At 61.5% G+C, this 19,519-nt stretch carries 17 protein-coding genes and 1 pseudogene; 7 read left to right on the top strand and 11 right to left on the bottom strand.

Annotated features, from left to right (window positions below):
- Window positions 1-54: 54 nt before the first annotated feature.
- Window positions 55-1,367, top strand: a pseudogene (locus HMPREF1136_RS02250) (ISL3 family transposase).
- Complete coding sequence (locus HMPREF1136_RS10515) at window positions 1,364-2,353, top strand: RelA/SpoT domain-containing protein (RefSeq protein WP_083836199.1); 990 nt, start codon at window positions 1,364-1,366, stop codon at window positions 2,351-2,353. Before HMPREF1136_RS02250 ends, HMPREF1136_RS10515 begins: the two are co-directional and overlap by 4 nt.
- Before the next feature lie 256 nt (window positions 2,354-2,609).
- Here the strand turns inward: HMPREF1136_RS10515 and HMPREF1136_RS02235 are convergent, their stop codons facing one another.
- On the bottom strand, window positions 2,610-2,936 hold the full coding sequence (locus HMPREF1136_RS02235; protein ID WP_009647679.1) for a ricin-type beta-trefoil lectin domain protein: 327 nt from the start codon (window positions 2,934-2,936) through the stop codon (window positions 2,610-2,612).
- A 493-nt stretch (window positions 2,937-3,429) separates the two neighbouring features.
- Between HMPREF1136_RS02235 and HMPREF1136_RS02230 the strand changes: the two genes are divergently transcribed.
- Complete coding sequence (locus HMPREF1136_RS02230; protein WP_009647685.1) at window positions 3,430-5,010, top strand: type I restriction-modification system subunit M; 1,581 nt, start codon at window positions 3,430-3,432, stop codon at window positions 5,008-5,010.
- Window positions 5,007-6,275 (top strand): restriction endonuclease subunit S, encoded by a 1,269-nt coding sequence (locus tag HMPREF1136_RS10510; protein WP_009647686.1) that lies wholly within the window; start codon window positions 5,007-5,009, stop codon window positions 6,273-6,275. The genes HMPREF1136_RS02230 and HMPREF1136_RS10510 overlap by 4 nt, the downstream gene beginning before the upstream one ends.
- A 207-nt stretch (window positions 6,276-6,482) precedes the next feature.
- Here HMPREF1136_RS10510 and HMPREF1136_RS02220 read toward each other — a convergent pair whose 3' ends face one another.
- The gene (locus tag HMPREF1136_RS02220; protein WP_009647672.1) at window positions 6,483-6,932 is read right to left on the bottom strand and encodes a Panacea domain-containing protein; all 450 of its coding nucleotides are present in this window, start codon (window positions 6,930-6,932) and stop codon (window positions 6,483-6,485) included.
- A 329-nt stretch (window positions 6,933-7,261) separates the two neighbouring features.
- Here HMPREF1136_RS02220 and HMPREF1136_RS02215 point away from each other — a divergent pair, with 329 nt between their 5' ends.
- Both HMPREF1136_RS02215 and HMPREF1136_RS02210 read left to right on the top strand, forming a co-directional pair.
- Window positions 7,262-10,309, top strand: coding sequence for a type I restriction endonuclease subunit R (locus HMPREF1136_RS02215; RefSeq protein ID WP_009647687.1), 3,048 nt, complete (start codon window positions 7,262-7,264; stop codon window positions 10,307-10,309).
- A 145-nt stretch (window positions 10,310-10,454) separates the two neighbouring features.
- Window positions 10,455-10,772, top strand: a complete 318-nt coding sequence (locus HMPREF1136_RS02210; RefSeq protein ID WP_009647673.1) for a TfoX/Sxy family protein — start codon at window positions 10,455-10,457, stop codon at window positions 10,770-10,772.
- A gap of 119 nt (window positions 10,773-10,891) precedes the next feature.
- Here HMPREF1136_RS02210 and HMPREF1136_RS02205 read toward each other — a convergent pair whose 3' ends face one another.
- On the bottom strand, window positions 10,892-11,443 hold the full coding sequence (locus HMPREF1136_RS02205; RefSeq protein WP_009647667.1) for an NAD(P)H-dependent oxidoreductase: 552 nt from the start codon (window positions 11,441-11,443) through the stop codon (window positions 10,892-10,894).
- A 129-nt stretch (window positions 11,444-11,572) separates the two neighbouring features.
- Here HMPREF1136_RS02205 and HMPREF1136_RS02200 point away from each other — a divergent pair, with 129 nt between their 5' ends.
- Window positions 11,573-12,373, top strand: a complete 801-nt coding sequence (locus HMPREF1136_RS02200) for a sulfite exporter TauE/SafE family protein (protein WP_009647689.1) — start codon at window positions 11,573-11,575, stop codon at window positions 12,371-12,373.
- A 20-nt stretch (window positions 12,374-12,393) separates the two neighbouring features.
- Here HMPREF1136_RS02200 and HMPREF1136_RS02195 read toward each other — a convergent pair whose 3' ends face one another.
- The 8 genes from HMPREF1136_RS02195 to HMPREF1136_RS02160 form a co-directional block, all read right to left on the bottom strand.
- Window positions 12,394-13,221 carry an SIR2 family NAD-dependent protein deacylase gene (locus HMPREF1136_RS02195; RefSeq protein ID WP_009647683.1) on the bottom strand — a complete coding sequence of 276 codons (828 nt, stop codon included), beginning with the start codon at window positions 13,219-13,221 and terminating at the stop codon, window positions 12,394-12,396.
- 25 nt (window positions 13,222-13,246) lie between these two features.
- Window positions 13,247-14,062: a macro domain-containing protein gene (locus HMPREF1136_RS02190; RefSeq protein WP_009647678.1), complete on the bottom strand. Its 816-nt coding sequence runs from the start codon at window positions 14,060-14,062 to the stop codon at window positions 13,247-13,249.
- Between the two features lie 160 nt (window positions 14,063-14,222).
- Window positions 14,223-15,632: a class II fumarate hydratase gene (fumC, locus tag HMPREF1136_RS02185; RefSeq protein WP_009647693.1), complete on the bottom strand. Its 1,410-nt coding sequence runs from the start codon at window positions 15,630-15,632 to the stop codon at window positions 14,223-14,225.
- Between the two features lie 77 nt (window positions 15,633-15,709).
- Complete coding sequence (locus HMPREF1136_RS02180; RefSeq protein ID WP_009647681.1) at window positions 15,710-17,044, bottom strand: MFS transporter; 1,335 nt, start codon at window positions 17,042-17,044, stop codon at window positions 15,710-15,712.
- 82 nt (window positions 17,045-17,126) lie between these two features.
- Window positions 17,127-17,660, bottom strand: a complete 534-nt coding sequence (locus HMPREF1136_RS02175) for a dihydrofolate reductase (protein ID WP_009647692.1) — start codon at window positions 17,658-17,660, stop codon at window positions 17,127-17,129.
- Window positions 17,657-18,460 (bottom strand): thymidylate synthase, encoded by an 804-nt coding sequence (locus HMPREF1136_RS02170; RefSeq protein WP_009647676.1) that lies wholly within the window; start codon window positions 18,458-18,460, stop codon window positions 17,657-17,659. The genes HMPREF1136_RS02175 and HMPREF1136_RS02170 overlap by 4 nt, the downstream gene beginning before the upstream one ends.
- A 1-nt stretch (window position 18,461) precedes the next feature.
- Complete coding sequence (locus tag HMPREF1136_RS02165) at window positions 18,462-18,887, bottom strand: OsmC family protein (protein ID WP_009647674.1); 426 nt, start codon at window positions 18,885-18,887, stop codon at window positions 18,462-18,464.
- Between the two features lie 85 nt (window positions 18,888-18,972).
- Complete coding sequence (locus HMPREF1136_RS02160; protein WP_009647690.1) at window positions 18,973-19,455, bottom strand: DUF2505 domain-containing protein; 483 nt, start codon at window positions 19,453-19,455, stop codon at window positions 18,973-18,975.
- Window positions 19,456-19,519: the final 64 nt, after the last annotated feature.

The raw sequence follows: 19,519 nt of genomic DNA, 5'->3' as shown, positions 1-19,519 counted from the left end.
TCGAGGTCTTTCGATGATGGAGATTCCGACACTGTCCATCTGAAAGACCTCGACATGTCTAATACTACCTTTGATCGCCCTGACCTGAGCGCGTTCACGCGCCTGGATGACCTGGGTCTGGAAGTGACCGGCCAGCGCATTGAGCCAGACCATGCAGTGTTGGCTTGCCGCATTGTTGGTGAGGATCGGTGGTGTCGCTGCTGCGGGTGCCAGGGCGAGGCGCGTGACACGGTAGTCAGGCGCTTGGCGCACGAGCCTTACGGGTGGCGTCCCACGATTTTGCATGTGAGCGTGCGCCGCTACCGGTGCCAGGAGTGCGCTCACGTGTGGCGTCAGGATATGAGCCAAGCGGTCGATCCGCGCGCCAAGCTCTCACGGGCGGCGGTGCGCTGGGCACTCACTGGGCTGGTCGTCCACCATTTGACGGTGGCGCGTATCGCCCAGGCCCTGGGCGTGTCCTGGAAGAGCCGCTAACACTGCTGTCCTGGCCGAAGGGGCGCGCCTGCTGATCAATGATCCAGCACGGTTCGAGGGGGTGCGTGTCATTGGCGTGGATGAACACGTGTGGCGCCACACCCCGTACGGCGACAAGAATCGTCACCGTCGTCTTGGACTTGACGCCCATCCGAGATCGCAGTGGCCCCTCCCGGCTCTTGGACATGGTCCCGGGCCGCTCCAAAAAGGTGTTCAAAACCTGGCTGGCCTCCCAGCCCGACACGTGGCGCGAGCGCATCGAGATCGTCGCAATGGATGGATTCACCGGGTTCAAAAGCGCCGCCGCCGAAGAACTCCCAGACGCAACCGCGGTCATGGACCCCTTCCACGTCGTGCACCTGGCCGGCAACGCCTTGGATGAGTGCCGAAGGCGCATCCAGCAAGAACTTCACCATCGGCGCGGGCGGGCCACGGATCCCCTCTACAAGGCCCGCAGGATGATGCACACCAGATCCTGCCTACTCACGCCGCTCCAACAACACCAGATCCTCGACCTGTTCGCCAGCGATTGCCACGTCGCCCTTGAGGTCACCTGGAGCGTCTACCAGAACATCATCGACGCCTACCGCTCATCCAACGCGCGTGGGGGAAAGACTTTAATGCACGAGGAAATCACGCGCCTCACCTCTACAAGCGTGCCCTCCTCCCTCACCGAGCTCATCACGCTAGGTAGGACACTCAAACGCCGAGCCACAGACATCCTGGCCTACTTCGATAACCCCCACACCAGCAACGGCCCCACCGAAGCCATCAACGGACGCCTCGAACACCTACGCGGCTCCGCCCTCGGATTCCGAAACCTCACCCACTACATCACTCGAGCACTCCTCGAAACCGGAGGATTCAAACCCCAACTACACCCCCAATTATGAAGAGCCAGGAAGCTCTCGCTATCGCTCATACGTGGCGAGTCCAACATCTGGAGCCGACAGCTCGCTGTTTCGAAGCGCTGAGCAGTTGCTCCCATCAATTTGAAGGTGCTGTTGTCTCGTATCGACTGAAACGGATGAAATCGATTCTTCGGAAGCTCCAGCGGGAAGAGAGTAGATTCAAACTCGGGGTCCTTGACGATATTGGCGGCTGTCGTCTTATCGTTAATGATGTTGAAGAAGTATACCGTGCGGCAACGGAGCTGGAGCGCATTCTTGGAAAGCCTAAGGTTAAAGACTATATCGCAGTACCTCAACGAAGTGGCTATCGTAGTTATCATGCAATATACAAGGTCCCTGTATCTGGCATTTCGTATCGAGTTGAAGTGCAGATTCGTACGCGTCTTCAGCACCTTTGGGCAACAGGTGTTGAAGCAGTAGGCGAGGTGTACGGCCTTGAATACAAGAGCCCGGATACCCGTGCAAAACTTAGGGGAAAGGAGCAAATGCGTGACCGTTTTCTGACGTTAAGTTCTCACTTATTTGCTCAAGAAGAGGAAATGCCTGGAATTCCGGGTGTGAGTGATGATGTATATTCAATCTGTAGTGAAATTGTAGAAATTTGTGATATAACCAAGATTTTGAAAGAGTTAGCTGTAGCGCGCAGTGGCATTGTTGTTGCATCTGATGTGGGTGCGAGTGACGAATATTTCTTGCTCTGTCTCATACGTGATCTCCAGTTTTTCGATATTGTTGGTTTCGTCGATTTCTCTGAAGCGAATAGCGAATACCAGCGCATTGAAAAAATATCTCTTGGTGCCGACTCTGTTAATGAGGGCGATAGTCGAGAACCTGAATTCGATAACGTAGTCCTGGTGAAAGCTGCGCATGCAGATGCGATCAAACGGACGTATCTGAACTACAGTCTCGGGGTTGGTGAGTTCATTACTCGCCTGGAACAGCTGCTTCTGACATACGGTGCGTGTTAGGCCCGCTCCTTGACGTGAACGGCTCCATCGGGGGTCCTGGTGTCGCTCGTCGCGATAGGTGCAGTGCGTTCATTCATGGTCATCCGCTTCACCGTGGGAGCTGCTGTTTGACTGAGAGGGGATGGTAAGATTTATGACTCGGCCCCGGCCTCGTCGAAAATACGAGGTCGGGGCCGAGTTGTGGGCTGCGCGTGAGCCATCGCGCGCCCAGAGGGGAGTCGTCCTACCGGGTAGTGCCTATCCGGTGACGGCTCCGCTACTGGCCTGCCGGAACGGGGGCGGACCAGCGCTGTGACGGCGACGAAGACGAGCACTGCGCGATGATCGCCTGTGTCGAGGTCGTCGTCGTGTCATTCGAGATTGTCAGGCACGTGCCGGAACCGCGGTTCACGTACTGAACCGTGATGTACTCGTGCCACCCCTGGGTGTTGACGTTCATCTTGGTTATGTGGTTCTCGTGCTTGGGTGTCCCCTTGGGGGTGTTGACCCACCATGGGGAGCCGAGGCCTCGGCACCAGTAGGAACCGTCGTCGTTGCGCAGAATCCACTCGTTGAGGATGGTCGGGGGATGTTGCGTTGACATGACGTGTGTCCTCGATGGTGTTGATGAGACTCTTCCGAGGGAGCCTGGCGCATGGGTGCGCTCATTCAACGGTACGTCGCTTATTCAGTAAATTAATCGACAATATAGTCAAGTAGCTGACAAGTGTCCCACAGTTTGGACAAGTGAAAGTGCGGAAATGGCTCAGTATCAGCGCTCTTGCAAGATGTTGTGTGGGTTTCTTAGCTCTGGTTAGAGGGTATTTCATCTTGAAAAGATGGTGCTTGGCTAGGAACTGTCTAGTGTTCTGTGGGGCGCTTTGGTCAAGGAAGCTGGCCCACAGACCCGGCCTCGGCCTCGTCAATGAACGAGGTTGGGGAGGGTGTGCGAGATCGTCGAAGCTCTGAGGGAGGCGCGCAAGGCGTCGTAGCGTAAGCTAAGCGTGCGCTTCGCCTCATCTGTTCGCTGTGGTGACGCGCATCATGAGCGGAATATATGAGGGCGTGTTGACCCTGGCAAGGAAATCGAGGGCATAGTGGCGGCAATGATCGAGCGAGCGGAGCTGCACAAGACGATCTGGCGCATCGCCAACGATCTGCGTGGAAGCGTGGACGGGTGGGACTTCAAAAGCTACGTGCTGGGCTTCCTGTTCTACCGTTTCATCTCCGAGAAACTGACGGACTACATGAACGTCTCCGAGCGCGAGGGGATCCTCTCTGAAGGTGGAACGCCTGAGGAGGCCGCAGCCTTCGATTACGCAACCCTCAGCGACGAGGAAGCGGAGAGTGATCGCGAGAATATTGTGAGGGAAAAGGGGTTCTTTATTCGACCCTCTGACCTGTTCGCTAATGTGCGGGCGCGCGCAGCATCCGACGAGGATCTCAATGAGACCCTTGCTCGCGTCTTCCGCTTCATTGAAAACTCGGCTCGAGGCGGCGGCTCCGAGTCTGATCTGCGTGGCCTTTTCGACGACGTGGACGTGAACTCCGCAAAACTCGGCAACACGGTCGCCCAGCGTAACGCGAAACTCGTGAAGATCATGGATGCCGTCGGAGACCTGCCACTGGAGCATGGTGCTGCGAAGATCGATGCTTTCGGTGACGCCTACGAGTATCTGATGACCATGTACGCCTCAAGCGCGGGTAAATCGGGCGGCGAGTTCTACACGCCGCAGGAAGTCGCCGAGGTCCTCGCGACCCTCGCCCTGGACGGGCGCTCTGACGTGGCTCGTGTGTACGACCCGTGTGCAGGCTCGGGGTCGTTGCTCCTCAAATTCGCGAAGCTACTGGGACCGTCGAGAACCCGCCAGTATTTCGGTCAGGAGATCAACCTGACGACGTACAACCTGTGCCGCATCAACATGTTCCTGCACGACGTGAATTTTGCGAACTTTGACATCGCGCTGGGGGATACGCTGACGGAGCCTGCCCACTGGGACGATCAGCCTTTCGACGCGATCGTCTCGAACCCACCGTATTCCACGAAGTGGGCGGGTAAGGACGACGTTGCCCTCATCAACGACCCGCGCTTCGCCCCAGCGGGCGTGCTGGCCCCTAAATCCAAGGCGGACTTGGCCTTTACCATGCACATGCTGCACTGGTTGGCCGAGGACGGCACAGCCGCGATCGTCGAGTTTCCGGGCGTCCTGTACCGCGGCGGTGCCGAGGGAAAGATCCGCCGATACCTGGTGGAAAACAACTTCGTGCACGCGGTGATCCAGCTGCCGCCGGACCTATTCTTCGGGACGACGATCGCGACCTGCATCATCGTGCTCAAGAAGGCGCGTCCCGACCACAGCGTTCTTTTCATGGACGCGTCCGCCGAGTGTGCGCGTGAGGGAAACAAGAATCGCCTGACGCCGGAGAATCAGCAGCGGATCCTCTCCCTAGTGTCGCAGCGTCAGGCGGTGGACCACGTCGCCGCGCTGGTGTCGATTGACGACATCGCGGCCAACGACTGGAACCTGTCGGTGTCCTCCTACGTCGAGCCCGAGGATACGCGCGAGCAAGTGGACATCGTCGAACTCAATGCCCGCATCGCCGGTATCGTGGAGCGTCAACGCGAGCTGCGCGCCTCCATCGACGCGATCGTCGCGGAACTGGAGGCTGACCGATGAGCCGCCTCGCCGAGTTGATCAAGGAACTGTGCCCGGAAGGGGTGGAATACAGGCCGCTGGGTGAAATTGGAAGTTTTGTTCGTGGCGGAGGTCTGCAGAAGACAGACTTTGTCGAACAAGGGAAGCCGTGTGTACATTATGGGCAGATTCATACCCGATTTGGGGTTTTTGTCGATGAGGCTGTCGCATTGGTGTCAGATGCGCAATTTGATCGACTCAAGCGTGCTGATCATGGTGATCTTCTTATTGCGACAACGAGTGAGGATGATGAAGCCGTAGGAAAAGCGACTGCATGGCTCGGATCAGGAGAAGTAGCAATCAGCGGCGATATGTTCTACTTTCGCCACAGCCTCGATCCTAAATATGTTTCGTATTTCTTTGCGTCCAGTCTGTTTCAAGAGCAGAAGCGACCGTACCTCACCGGAGCGAAGGTTCGGCGCATTTCCGATAAAGGTCTGTCACGTGTTCGTATTCCTGTTCCACCGCTTGAGGTGCAGTGGGAAATTACGAGAATCTTAGATCAGTTCACGACGCTGGAAGCGGAACTGGAAGCGGAACTGGAAGCGGAACTGGAAGCCAGACGAACCCAGTATGAGTACTACCGTAACGATTTGCTCTCCTATGATTCGCTGGCATCCCGTGGTCAAGTGAAGGTGGTTGATTTGGGGTCTGTTTCCCGCATCTCTGCTGGATACGGGTTTCCAAAGTCTGAGCAGGGGCGTATATTCGGTGAATATCCGTTCTATAAGGTTTCGGATATGAATCGTCCTGGTAATCAGGTGTTCCTAGAAAGTGCTGCCAACTATCTAGCTAAAGCGGATGCTCATAGACTGAGTATGGCTCCATTTCCTGCTGGAGCTATTGTGTTTCCGAAAATTGGTGCAGCTATTAGGACGAATAAGAAGCGTATTTTGAGTGTGGCGTCTCTTGTTGACAATAACGTGGCAGTGTGTCTCCCGGATGGAATTAATGGCAAATTTTTATATTACTGGTTCCTGGAACAAGACCTGGTTTCTGTCGCTCATGACTCTGGGGCTGTCCCTTCCATCCGGAAATTCGATCTCGAGCGGTTATCGGTTCCTCTTCCGACAGTTGAGGAACAAGCGCGGATAGTTGCTCTCCTCGACCGCTTCGATGCCTTCGTCAACGACATCTCCTCGGGCCTGCCCGCCGAGATCGCAGCCCGTCACGCCCAGTACGAGCACTACAGGGATCGCTTGCTCTCTTTCCCTGAAAAAGTTGTCTCCGGAAGCGTCGCGTCGTAGAGACGTGTTCCCCTCGCGCGTGCGCGAGGGGAACACGAGGGCGTGACTTCAGCTTGCCGTCCACGAGTGGACTATTACGAGGCCCTGTTTTGTCGGGTTTCGCGGTCGTCCTCTGCAGGTGACCTGCTTCGTACCCGTTTCAGCCCTTGCCCTGCAATTATTCTAGTGTCCATAGTGGCGTCAGAGCAAAGGGGTGTCATTAGGCAATCAACCGAGGACGGGATGCTCCTGGTAGTACCTGCGCATTGCGTCCTGGGTAATGACTGTGTCTGATGGTTCGGAGGGCTTCCGGCCGTCGCGCGCATCGAGCCAGGGGGATTCTCGGTGCGTGCGTTCGCTCAGCTCAGCACCAGTCGCGTGTCCCATCGCAGCACACACATTGTCGATAACAGAACGTTCGTGATCGGTCAGAGTCGACGAATCGCCGCCTTCTAGCTCGCCTGGACGAATCAGAAACTTTCCGCGATGCAGGGCGTAGAGTTCTGGTGCGACCGGGCCGCCCCGCCACGCCTGAAAGTCCTCCGGGAAGAGCTGCACTCCATACTGCGCGAGGTGCTGAGCCTGGGAGTAGAAGGCAAGCTTCTGGAGCTTCATGGTCGTGATCGTATCCGTGCGCTCCAGGATGTAGGTTGCGACGTCGATGACTGTCTGTGCCATGACTGCTCCCTCCCCTTGATCACCTTCGGGTCACTGTACTTCGAATATGGCTGAAAAACAGCAGGACCACGTGACTCGGGCGGGCGCAAACAGGGCTGGTCGCCGTCTGAGTGCCAGCGACGAGCATGATGACAAATCGCTTGCTATCGCGCAGGCGTGGCGTGTACAGCAGGCTGTGGATTTGTCTGTCAGCTGACATCGCTGGTACAGCCTGGACGCAGATGAGGACGGGGCACGTTAGCATCGAAACAACCACATTGAAACGGGAGGGTAGCCTCCCGCGGAAGTAGCCCCGGCCTCGACCGAGACCCGTAGAGAAAGGACCGCGAGTGTCCACCGACGAACCTCGCCCCCGCATTGAACCCGTCGTCCTTACCGACGACTTCACGGTCGTCGGCCTCTACGAGCCGACCCACGAGGAGGAACGGGACTACCAGAGCGAAGGCTCCCTCGAAGACGCCCTCATCAACCAGCTGCGTGGCCAAGCCTACGAGTACGCGGACATCCACGACGCGGCTGGCCTCGAAGCAAACCTGCGTGCCCAGCTCGAAGCCCTCAACAACTACCGATTCAGCGACGACGAATGGCGGCGCTTCTACCGCCACAATATCGTCGATGTACCCTCCGCTGACGCCAACCCCGTGGTCGCCAAAGCCCGGCGTATCCAGGAGGACCACGTGCAGGTCCTCACCCGCGACGACGGCACGCCCAAGAACATCCGCCTCATCGACAAGACCAACATCCACCGCAACAAGGTGCAGGTCATCCACCAGTACGCAGTCGACACGGGGCTGCGTTCCAACCGCTACGACGTCACCATCCTCGTCAACGGACTGCCCCTCGTCCACATCGAACTCAAACGACGCGGCAAAAAACTGCGCGAAGCCTTCAACCAGATCGACCGCTACCAGCGTGACTCCTTCCACGCCGGAGACGGCCTCTTCGGCTACGTACAGATCTTCGTTATCTCCAACGGCGCCCAGACCAAGTACTACTCCAACACCGTGCGCCTCCAACACATCCGCGAAAACGTCGGGCACAGGCGCGAAGTCGCCGCCGCCAACGCCCACTCCTACGAATTCACCAATTGGTGGACCGACGCCGCCAACAACCAGATCCCCGACCTCACCGACTTCGCGGCTACCTTCCTGGCCAAGCGCACCATCCTCGCAATCCTCACCCGCTACTGCGTCCTCGATACCTCTCACAAGCTCCTCGTCATGCGGCCCTACCAGATTGCCGCCACCGAAGCGATTCTCCAGCGCATCAAGACATCCACCATGAACAAGCAAACCGGCACCGTCGCAGCCGGAGGATACATCTGGCACACGACGGGTTCCGGAAAGACCCTCACCTCCTTCAAGACGGCGAAGCTCGCCGCTGGCATGGAAGGCGTCGACAAGGTCCTCTTCGTCGTCGACCGCAAGGACCTGGACCACCAGACCATCAAGGAATACAACACCTTCGCCGCAGGAACGGTCTCTGCGAACCAGTCCACCCGACAGCTCGCCGAACAAATCAACGACGCATCCATCCCGATCATCGTCACGACCATCCAAAAGCTCTCCACCTTCGTCAAGGCAAACCGCGGCCACGCCATCTACACCGGGCACGTCGTCCTCGTCTTCGACGAATGCCACCGCAGCCAATTCGGCGACATGCACACCGACATCACGCGCGCGTTCCGCAACTATCACCTCTTCGGCTTCACCGGCACACCCATCTTTGCGGAAAACGCCTCCAGCTCCGGGAAAGCAAACCTGCGCACCACTGAGCAGGCCTTCGGGGACCAGCTGCACTCCTACACCATCGTCGACGCCATCCGGGACAAGACCGTCCTGCCCTTCCGTGTCGACTACGTCAACACCTTCCGAGTGCGCGACGGTATCGACAACCGCGAGGTGGAGGGCATCGACACCGACAGTGTGTACATGAACCCGACACACATCTCGTCGGTCGTCTCCTACATCCTCGAGCACTTCGACCACAAGACGAAGCGTCACGCCTCCTACCAGCTGCGTGACCAGCGGGTGACAGGATTCAACTCCCTGTTCGCCACCTCCTCCATCAAGGCCGCCCGCGCCTACTACCAGGAGTTCGCTCGCCAGCAGGCTGACCTGCCTCCCGCACGCAGGCGCTCCGTCGGCATCATCTACTCCTATGCGCCCAACGCCGATGCGCCCGGAACCGGTCTGCTCACCGAAGAATCCATGGATCCCTCGGCCCTCTCCCAGGACGATCGCGCCTTCCTCGACGACGCGATCGCCGACTACAACCAGAAATTCGGCACCAACTTCGGCACCGACGCATCGGGATTCGAGCACTACTACGAGCACCTATCTCGCGCCCTCGCCGAGAAACGTATTGACCTGGTCATCGTCGTCGACATGTTTCTCACTGGCTTCGACTCCAAGTCACTCAACACCCTGTGGGTCGACAAGAACCTGCGCGCCCATGGCCTCATCCAAGCCTTCTCCCGCACCAACCGAATCCTCAACTCTGTGAAAACCTACGGCAACATCGTGTGCTTCCGGAACCTTGAGCAGGCCACCGAAGACGCGATCGCCCTCTTCGGAAACAAGGAAGCACGCGGACAAGTACTGCTGCGCCCCTACGGCGAATACCTGTCCAGCTACTTGGAGACCATGGATCAGCTGCGCATCGACTTCCCCCTCCCGATCGGATCGATCACCTCCGAAAAGGACAAGAAGCGCTTCATCATCCTCATGGGACAGGTCCTCCGACTGCGCAACATCCTGACGTCCTTCGACGACTTCGAATCCGATGACCCCATCCCGTCTCGTGACCTCGAAGACTACCGGAGTATCTACCTGGACCTGTACAACGAGTCTCGTGAACGCGCTCGGGCCGACAAAGAACCCATCGCTGACGACCTGGTCTTTGAGATGGAACTGGTCAAGCAGGTGGACATCAATGTCGACTACATCCTCATGCTGGTCGAACATCACCGGGGAGAAAAGGGAGACGGCGAGGACCGAGAAATCCCTGTTGACATTGCGCGCGCCCTGGCGTCTTCTCCGACACTGCGAGGCAAGCGCGATCTCATCGAAGAGTTCTACCGCAGGGTCTCCGTCAACGGGGATGTCCCCACCGAGTTTGAGGCCTTCATTGCCGCGAAACGCGAGGGAGAACTGGCCGCCATCATCAAGGCTGAACGCCTAGGCGAAGGGGCGCGCGAGTTTGCCTACGAGTCGCTACGTGAGGGTTACGTGAACGATGAAGGAACCGGCCTGTCCTCCATCCTTCCGCCCATGCGGCGCTTTGGTGCAGGAGCCGGGCGCGAAGCCGTGCGCGTCCGTGTCCTTGAGGCTCTTCGGGCCTGGGTCGAACGCTTCACCGGACTCGGCCGCGTTTAGTCACCAGGCCCCCGCCCTCGATCAACGAACGACTCCGGTGAGGAGCCCACGTATGAGGCGACTGCATTGCGATAACATAGGACAGTCGCTCGCCGCGGCGCGGGACCAAGTACCGTGGTAGCGAGCGGGAAAGCGAGGATGAACGATGTCGTCCACCGACCAATACCTGGAGTTCGTGCTCGACCTGCTGGGTGAGCTGGACGACGTGGCGCACCGCAAAATGATGGGCGAATACATCCTCTACTACCGGGGCAAGGTCGTGGGCGGCATATACGACGACCGCTTCCTGCTCAAGATCATGCCCGCCTCCGAACAGCTCCTGCCCGGCGCCCTGCGTGTCACCCCCTACGAGGGAGCGAGGGAGATGCTCCTCGTGGAGCTGGAGGACCGCGACACGCTGCACGACGTTATCGACGCGGTGTGGGAGGAACTGCCCGCACCGAAGAAAAGGAAGAAGAAGTAGGTGCTCGGCCCCGGATACACCTGTCAGGTTTGGTGCAAAGAAGAGGCGGCTCCGACCTCGTTCATCGACGAGGCCGGAGCCGGGTTTCGCGTCTTGCCTGGCAGCAGGGGAGTGGTTGCTCAGAGGGAGGAGACGAACTCCGCCAGGCGCTTCGCGTGCTCGCGCGAACGCTCGACCATGTCGGCGCGTGCCTCCGCATCCGTACGATTCGCGTAGGAAACGCCGTACAGAGGCAGAACACCCGCATACTCCAGACCCGTCAGGGCGTTCGTCGCCTTCACCGCGGCCAAGAAATGCTCGATGCCGCCCGGCTGGGCGTCATAGTAGGATTCCGCCGCCCCCGTCGTCAATGACACCACCAGCTTCTTGCCGCGCAGCGCCGTTCCCGTCGACCCGTGGCTGAAACCGTGCACAAACACGTCCTCCACCCACTTTTGCAGGAGCGAGGGCCAGCCGTACCACCACAGGGGATACTGCAGCACGATGACGTCGGCACCACGCAGCTTGTCCTGCTCGGCCTCGACATTGATCACGCCATCGGGGTAAAGGTCGCTGAGCTGATCAAAGGCGGCCTCGGGAAGCAGCGACGCCAGCTCCTCCAGAATCGTCTTGTTTGCCACCGAATCGTCACCGAGACGCGGGTGACCCGACACAATCAGAACATTGGTCATTGCTTGTCCTTTCGTCGATGCCAGAAGTCTACGCTCACTGAAACCGCCGTGAACAGGACGTGCACATGCGTTTCGCGCGGGGTGAAGCCCCGTAGCAGAAGACGCGTTACCCAGGACTACAGTAGAGACATGGACCACACCGACTCCCAGGCTCTCACCCTGCGCCGTATTTTCCTCGTCATCGCCACTGGCGTGGGTGCGGGCTTCCTCTCCGGACTCTTCGGAGTGGGAGGCGGCCTCGTCATCGTCCCCGCGCTCATGACCGTCCTGGGCATGGACCAGCGTCGCGCCTCGGCCACGTCCCTCGCCGCCATCATCGTCACCGCCGCCGTCGGCTCGGGCACCTACGCCCTGCACAGCGAGGTCTCTTGGGCTGGAGCAGCCCTCCTTGTCGTCGGCGCGCTCGCGGGCTCCCAGGTCGGCGTGTGGCTCCTGCGGCGTCTGCCCGCGCCCGCCCTGCTCTGGATCCTCATTGGCTTCACACTCTTCGTGATCGTCTCCCAATACCTGCATGTCCCCACGCGCGAGGGTGCCGTCTCACTGACCTTGGCCTCGTGCGTGCTCATGATCCTGGTGGGCCTGTGCGCCGGAATCCTCTCCGGCCTGGTCGGCGTGGGCGGCGGATCCGTCATCGTGCCCGGCATGGAACTCGCCGTCGGTGCGGGCGACCTCATCGCGCGCGGCACGTCCCTGCTCGTCATGATCCCTACCGGCATCGCCGGCACCGTCACCAACCTGCGCCATCGCATGGTCGACCTGCGCATCGGCATGATCGTTGGGGCCTCTGCCGCGGCCACGGCCCCCACCGGACGCCTCGTCGCCACGCTCGTGTCCCCGGGCGTCGGCGCGATCCTCTTCAACATCTTCCTGCTCTCCATCATCGCCTCGACGATCCTGAAGATGCGTCAGAAGACGCGCGCTCAGATGTAAGGGGCCGAGGCCTCGGCTCGTTATCCGCGCGCGCTCGCCAGGGCTTCGGCGATGTCGCCTCGGATCAGGAGGGACCGATCCGCAATCTCCGCTGGGGCCGATGCATCCAGCGCAACGCACGCGTAGGTTGCCTCCGGATTGTCGTAGACGCGCCGCCAGAACGGGAACTTGATGATGCTCGGCGTGTTCATGCCGACGCCCAGCTCAAGGTAGAGAACACGGTCAACGCAGGTTCGCTCCAGGAAATCCTCATAGCGCCCGGCAGCCGCCGCCCATCCCGCGTCCTGAACGAAGCGGGCATCGACGCGCAGATTCGTCGTCATCTCCTCACCGCACCTCGGGCACTGCGGAATCAACTCCGACGGGATGCGCATGCCTTCCTGGCTGGCCACCGCCTGGCGTACCCACTTCTCGTTGTCGTAGGTGGCATCGTGGCAGGGGACCGAACACTGCAGTAGCCCGTAATCGCCCTGCGTGTAGAACAGATGCTCCTTGTCGAAACCAGACGTCTGGAAACGATGATCCACGTTCGTCGTGATGATGAAATAGTCGCGCTCGCTGACGAGGCCCAGCAGGTCCGCGTACACCTGCCCCGGGCCGGCCTCGTAGCGTAGCAGGGAGATCATACGGCTCCAAAACGCCCAGCGCTCCTCCGACGTGGGGAAGGGATAGAAGCCGCCCGAGTAGGCGTCCGTAATGCCGCGCTGGTCGCGAAAGTCAGCGAAACGCGCGTCGAAGACCGGGCCGGAGTGATGATCGCCGTCGGCTGCGGACAGACCGGCTCCCGCCCCAATCAGGATCGAGTCGGCGGCCTCGATAGCTTCGCGCAGGGTGGTGGGTCGGTTCATGGTGTTTCCTCACTCGCTGATGGGGTCAGAGTCCAAGAAGAGCGTGGTATAGGGCCTCGTCTCGGTCACCGAATACGTCGAAAATGACGCGCAGATTGTCCGTGCCCGCAGTGCCGGACTCCAAAAAATCGGACACGGTCGCCACGGCGATACGCGCCGCCTTCTCTTGGGGAAAACTGAAGACGCCCGTGGAGATACAGCAGAACGCCACCGTGTCAAGCCCAAGCGCGGCTGCCTCCTCCAAGCATCGCCGATACGAGCGGGCGAGAGCCTCCCGGTGCGTCTGCGTCAACTCTCCGCTGACGATGGGGCCGACGGTATGGATGACGAAGCGCGCCGGCAGGTGGAAACCGGGAGTGAGGAGGGCCTCGCCCGTCGGGAATCCTGAGGGATCGTCGCCGCGTGCGCGCTCATCCATCGCGTCGGCACACGCCTGACGTAGCCCGAGCCCGGCTGCGCTGTGGATTGCGTTATCAATGCACGTGTGTCCGGGCGCTCGGCACCCGAGCATCGCCGAGTTTGCAGCGTTGACGATTGCATCGACCTGCAGGCGCGTGATGTCCCCACGCCACAGGGCAATCCTCGGATGAGCCGACGAGGCCGTGGCGTCCTCCCAGGTCACGGTTCCGCGTCGCTCTCGTTCGGTGTCGAGAACAACCGCTTCAGCCTCACGGTAGCTATCAGGCAGGGGAGCGGGATCGCGCATGTTCATGAGGGCGCGTAGGTATGCGCGCTCCTGTGCGATATCCGCGTGGGAGGGAATCTTGTAGCCCATGTCGTCGGCTAGCAGGTGCAGGGCCGCGTGGACGGCCTCGTTGTAGGTGGTGTGCGTGTGCGTCATGAACCCCTCCGATTGTTTACATGGCATATAACTGCGCGGGTTCGACCTGTATTCCCTGTCGTGCTCGCCTATCGCTCCAACGCGGCCCTGGCCTCGTACATGTGAAACCGGCCCCGGCCTCATGCGAGACCGGGGCCGAAGCGTCAGTGCGACTTGCGGATCACTCGTCGGCGGCGCTGGGGTGCGTCATGTCGGCGGGAACGACCCACGCGTCGAACTCCTCGGCGGTCAGGAAGCCCAGCTCGAGGGCGGACTCGCGCAGCGACAGGCCCTTGTGATGCGCGTTCTTCGCAATCTTTGAGGCCTTGTCGTAGCCGATGTGACGGTTCAGAGCCGTCACCTGCATGAGGTTGATGTCCAGATTGTGCTTGATCTTCTCGTAGTTCGGCTCGATGCCGTACGCGCAGTGCGTGTCGAAGGACACGCAGGCGTCGCCCAGCAGGCGGATGGACTCCAGGACGTTCCACGCCATGACGGGCTTGAAGACGTTGAGCTGGAAGTTGCCCTGCGAGCCGGCGAAGCCGACCGTTGCGTCGTTGCCGAAGACCTGGGTGGCGACCATCGTCATGGCCTCGCACTGGGTCGGGTTAACCTTGCCCGGCATGATGGATGAACCCGGCTCGTTCTCGGGGATGATCAGCTCGCCGATGCCGTTACGCGGGCCGGAGGCGTACCAGCGCACGTCGTTCGCGATCTTCATGAGGGCGTCGGCCAGGACGCGCAGCGCGCCCGAAACCAGCACCAGCGCGTCGTGCGCGCCCAGGGCGGCGAACAGGTTGTCGGCCTGTGTGAACTCGATGCCCGTCTCCTCGGAGATCTTCTTCGCGGTGAGTTCGCCGAACTTCGGGTGAGCGTTCAGGCCGGTGCCCACGGCGGTACCACCGATGGCCAGCTCACGTGCACGGGTGTCCGCGTACTCGATGCCCTCGAGGGCGAAGTCGATCTGAGCAACCCAGCCGGAGATGACCTGGCCCAGGCGAATCGGGGTCGCGTCCTGCAGGTGGGTGCGGCCCACCATGATGACGTCGTCGAACTCCTTGGCCTTCTTGTCCAGCGTGTCGCGCAGCTGGCGCACGCGCGGATACATGTCGTGCAGCTCGGAGACGACCGCGATGTGCATGGCGGTGGGGAAGGTGTCGTTCGAGGACTGGCCGCGGTTCACGTGGTCGTTGGGGTGCACGGGGGACTTGGTGCCCATGGTGCCGCCCGCGAGTTCGATGGCGCGGTTGGAGATGACCTCGTTGGCGTTCATATTCGACTGCGTGCCCGAGCCGGTCTGGAAGACGACCAGCGGGAAGTTGTCGTCGAGCTTGCCGGAGATGACCTCGTCGCCGGCCTGCGCGATGTAGTTCGCGATGTCGGCGGGCAACTCGCCCAGCTCAGCGTTGGCCAGGGCTGCGGACTTCTTCAGGATGCCGAGGGCGCGCACCATCGGGCGACCCCACACGAATGTGTTGCGGCCGATGTCGAAGTTGTGCAGCGAACGCTCGGTCTGAGCGCCCCAATAGCGGTTCGCGGGGACCTCAACGGCTCCCATCGAGTCGGTTTCGGTGCGGGTTTCTTGTGCCACAGGTGGCTCCTTCGCGTAGGGCTTACGTACCTCTCTAGGATAGCGCCGAGCGTGCTGTGAGGCGTGGGGCACTCGTCCTAGTCGCGTGCTCGGGACACAATGTCCAGCTTGCGCAGGAGCAACCACGCGCACGAACACGACAGTGCGACGAGGGACAGCGCGAGGAGGAAGGGTGACAGGGGCATCCAGCCGTACAGGGCGGTGGCGCTCACGGGGGCCACGATCCACGTGATCGCGCCGGTCGCGTTGATGACGCCGGCGATGCCGCCCTGCTCGCGCTCGGTGACAGCCAGGGACGCGCCGGCGGAGTAGCCGGGGGAGGCCATGCCCGAGGCAACGCCCATCGCGAAGGTCGATGCCGCGACCGCCCACAGGGTCGGCGCGAGGGTCAGGCACGTGAGGGCAATAAGGGCGAGCGTCATGCCCGCCCGCAGTAGCCTGCGAGGCCCCCATCCCAGGCGTGGCACGACGATCAGCTGCATGAGCATGGCTCCGGCGGCGTTGGCCAGCAGCATGAGGGCCGTGATCGACACGGCGGGCGCGGGCTCGAGTCCGCCGCGGTCCTGCACGACGAAACCCATCGTGATCTGAACGACGCCGTTCGCGAAGTAGATGCCGAAGATCGAGGCGATCCACGGGGCGATCCGCCGGTCGGTCCAGCTCACGCGCGGGGGCAGTTCGCCGTCTGCGGTTTCCACGCTCGCGCTGTCTATCGCCCCCTCAATCGACGAGGCCGGGGTCGCTTCCTCGGGTTCCACGGCCTCACGGGTCGGGTGGGGTAGGGGCCTCCTTGGGTGGGTGGTGCCTCCGTCACGGGGTAGCCAGATCAGGGCGATGGCCAGCGCGATGAGAACGAAAATCGGCGTGGCGTGCACGGGTCCGAAGATCCACCACGCACCCAGCGCCGAGGACACGAGGGAACCGACCATGACGGACAGGTTGATTGCGCCGGAGAACGCGGATGTGCCGCGCACGCGCGACCCCTCGTCCGGGGTCACCTCGGCGACGAGGGCCTGCCCGGTCGGCGGGATCGCCGCGACGGCCGCACCGAAGAAGGGGCCGCGCGCCGCCATGATGGCCCCCGCCGCGGCAAACGCGCCGATGTAATCGGCTGCGCGCGCCCACACCGCTGCCGAAAAGAGCGTGCCCGCCGTCAATGCCAGGATCAGCGCCAGCAGGATGACGCGCCTGCGTCCCCAGGCGATCGAGCGACGCCCCCAGAACTGGCTGAGCGCCGTCACCGCGGCAGCCGCCAGGGACACCGCCGCACCCACGATCCACTCGGGCAGGTCCAGGGCGCGCGAGAGGGGAGCGATCGACACGTTGAGCATGTTTTGCGCCGTGTAGGTAAACAGGGCGATCGCCACGAGCGCGCGCAGCGTCGGATTCGTTAACAAGGGAGATGAAGGCACAGTGCATCCTACGACGGAGGCCCCGCGCATTGCGCGGGGCCTCCCCAGACAGTTGTCGAATAACACAGAGGTGCGGTAAGAGTTAACGCTGCACCCAGGTACTCACCTTCCAGCGCGCGTCCCCCGAGCGTTCACGCCACTCGGCATCACTGCGGTTCTCATCCCTGCGCCACAGAGACGGATCCAGCGGCGGCGCGTACACGAAGGCCGAACCCTCGGGTGCGCTCGCGGCCACATCCAACTCCAGGTCGGTCACCACGGCCTCGTCGAGGAAGGGGAGGGTCTGCGCATAGAGCTGCGCCCCGCCCGTGATCCAGATGTAGGGGGCCTGTGTGCGTGCCGTTTCCTCGCGCGCGGCATCCAGGGCTTCCTCGACGGAAGAAACGACGAGTGCGCCCTCGGCCATGTACCCGGGCGTGCGGGTGATGACGATGTTCGTGCGGCCCGGCAGCGCGCGGCCCAGGGCCTCCCACGAGCGGCGGCCCATGATGATCGGGCAGCCCATCGTGGAGGCCTTGAAGTGCCGGAAATCAGCGGGAACATGCCAGGACATGGCCGTGCCCGTCCCGATGATCCCGTTGCTATCCTGGGCCCAAATCGCGGCGAGTTTCGTCATACGGCGACCGGTGCCTTGATCGTCGGGTGGTGCTGGTAGTCGACGACGGAAATATCGTCGAAGGAGTACTCGAACATCGACGGAGCCTTCGTCAGGTCCAAGCGCGGGAACGGGTACGGCTCACGGCTCAGCTGCTCGGTCACCTGCTCCGTGTGGTTGGAGTAGATGTGGCAGTCCCCGCCCGTCCAAATGAAATCGCCGACCTGAAGACCCGCCTGCTGGGCGAACATGTGGGTGAGCAGCGAGTAGGACGCGATGTTGAAAGGAACGCCCAGGAACATGTCCGCGCTGCGCTGGTAGAGCTGGAGCGACAGGCGTCCATCGGCCACGTAGAGCTGGAAGAACGCGTGGCAAGGTTCGAGGGCCATCTCGGGCAGGTCACCGACGTTCCACGCGGAGACCACCATGCGACGCGAATCCGGGTTCGTCTTCAGGGTCTCGAGGACCTGGGAGATCTGGTCGATGCGGCGGCCATCTCCGGTGTTCCAGGAACGCCACTGGACGCCGTACACCGGGCCGAGGTCGCCGTCCTCGTCCGCCCACTCGTTCCAGATGCGGATGCCGTGCTCCTGGAGCCAGGACACGTTGGAGGAGCCGGACAGGAACCACAGAAGCTCGCCCACCACCGACTTGAAGTGCACGCGCTTCGTCGTGATCAGTGGAAAGCCCTTGGACAGGTCGTAGCGCAGCTGCGCCCCGAACAGGGAACGCGTGCCCGTGCCGGTGCGGTCACCCTTGGGAGTGCCTTCGGCCATGATGCGCGCCAGCAGGTCCTCGTACTGGCGGTCGACGACGCTCACGTCAGTCGATCCGCTCGTTCGTCCACGTGTGCGAGGCCGGCAGCGCCTGGTCGACGACCGAGTGCGCGATCGTGCAATTGCGGTCGATGGCGGCGTTTGCGCGGCGCTCAAGGTCCGCGATCTCCTCATCGGACAGTGCGGACAGGTCCTGAACCAGCTCGACGTCTACGTGCGTGAAACGATCATGGTCCTGGTCGTAGTCGGCGGACACGCCGACAAACTGCTCGAAATCATCGCCCAGGCGAGACGCCAGACGCGCGTCCGAACTCATCGCCTTGCAGCCCGCGATCGCGAGCTTGAGCAGGTCGCCGGGGGAGAAGAGGCCTGGGCCGTGACCGATGCGGATCTCGGCTCCATCCTGGTTGCGGGCGACGTACTGACGCACGCCCGTACGCTGCATGTACAGGGACTTCGGGGTATCACTCATAGGACCATTGTCGCGTAAAAAGGTGCCGTCCGCCCAGACATCAGCGCCGGGCGGACGGTGTTTTTCGTACAGCGAAGCGCAGCGCTCAGCGATGCTCCGCCAACCATGCGGCGGCCAGCTCGCGTTCGTGCTCGATGACCGTTCCCGCGTGGGCCACCGCCTCCCTTTCAATGCGTCCGCCAAATAGCGGAATCCGCACCGATACGTTCCCCTTCACGGCGCGCGTGCAGCCATCATCCGCGGGGGAGAGGGCGGAGGCCGCGTCGAAGGAAACGGGCGCACCCTCCACGGTGAGCGTCGAACGCGAACGGGCCACGGCCTCGTCCCTCTTCCACTCCTCCACGAACGTCGCGCGCAGGCTGCCCTTGACAAAACGGGAGGCAGCCGCCGGGATCAGCTCCGGGCGCACGTCACCTGAGAACGTGATGCGGCCACCCTCCACGCTCGCCGTCGTGCTGCCCGGCACCAGGAAGGAGCCGAAACGTCGCTCCTGATAGCCCGGGCTGAGGAACATGGCGACGACTTCGTCAACAGTGCCCGGATAGGTAACAGACTGGGTGAACTCCATGATTCTCCTTCTCTCTGAGGTGGCTGCCGAATCGTGGCCCGGCGCTCATTTACAACTAAGGACC

Origin of the sequence: Actinomyces sp. ICM47 (genome assembly GCF_000278725.1) — a bacterium.
GTDB lineage: Bacteria > Actinomycetota > Actinomycetes > Actinomycetales > Actinomycetaceae > Pauljensenia.
This window is presented reverse-complemented; position numbering and strand designations above follow the sequence as displayed.

Bases quoted from the DNA above. Each gene is read 5' to 3' on its own strand.
- HMPREF1136_RS10515 (WP_083836199.1), top strand. From the start codon at position 1,364: ATGAAGAGCCAGGAAGCTCTCGCTATCGCTCATACGTGGCGAGTCCAA.
- HMPREF1136_RS02235 (WP_009647679.1), bottom strand. From the start codon at position 2,936: ATGTCAACGCAACATCCCCCGACCATCCTCAACGAGTGGATTCTGCGC.
- HMPREF1136_RS10510 (WP_009647686.1), top strand. From the start codon at position 5,007: ATGAGCCGCCTCGCCGAGTTGATCAAGGAACTGTGCCCGGAAGGGGTG.
- HMPREF1136_RS02220 (WP_009647672.1), bottom strand. From the start codon at position 6,932: ATGGCACAGACAGTCATCGACGTCGCAACCTACATCCTGGAGCGCACG.
- HMPREF1136_RS02210 (WP_009647673.1), top strand. From the start codon at position 10,455: ATGTCGTCCACCGACCAATACCTGGAGTTCGTGCTCGACCTGCTGGGT.
- HMPREF1136_RS02205 (WP_009647667.1), bottom strand. From the start codon at position 11,443: ATGACCAATGTTCTGATTGTGTCGGGTCACCCGCGTCTCGGTGACGAT.
- HMPREF1136_RS02200 (WP_009647689.1), top strand. From the start codon at position 11,573: ATGGACCACACCGACTCCCAGGCTCTCACCCTGCGCCGTATTTTCCTC.
- HMPREF1136_RS02195 (WP_009647683.1), bottom strand. From the start codon at position 13,221: ATGAACCGACCCACCACCCTGCGCGAAGCTATCGAGGCCGCCGACTCG.
- HMPREF1136_RS02190 (WP_009647678.1), bottom strand. From the start codon at position 14,062: ATGACGCACACGCACACCACCTACAACGAGGCCGTCCACGCGGCCCTG.
- HMPREF1136_RS02175 (WP_009647692.1), bottom strand. From the start codon at position 17,660: ATGACGAAACTCGCCGCGATTTGGGCCCAGGATAGCAACGGGATCATC.
- HMPREF1136_RS02165 (WP_009647674.1), bottom strand. From the start codon at position 18,887: ATGAGTGATACCCCGAAGTCCCTGTACATGCAGCGTACGGGCGTGCGT.
- HMPREF1136_RS02160 (WP_009647690.1), bottom strand. From the start codon at position 19,455: ATGGAGTTCACCCAGTCTGTTACCTATCCGGGCACTGTTGACGAAGTC.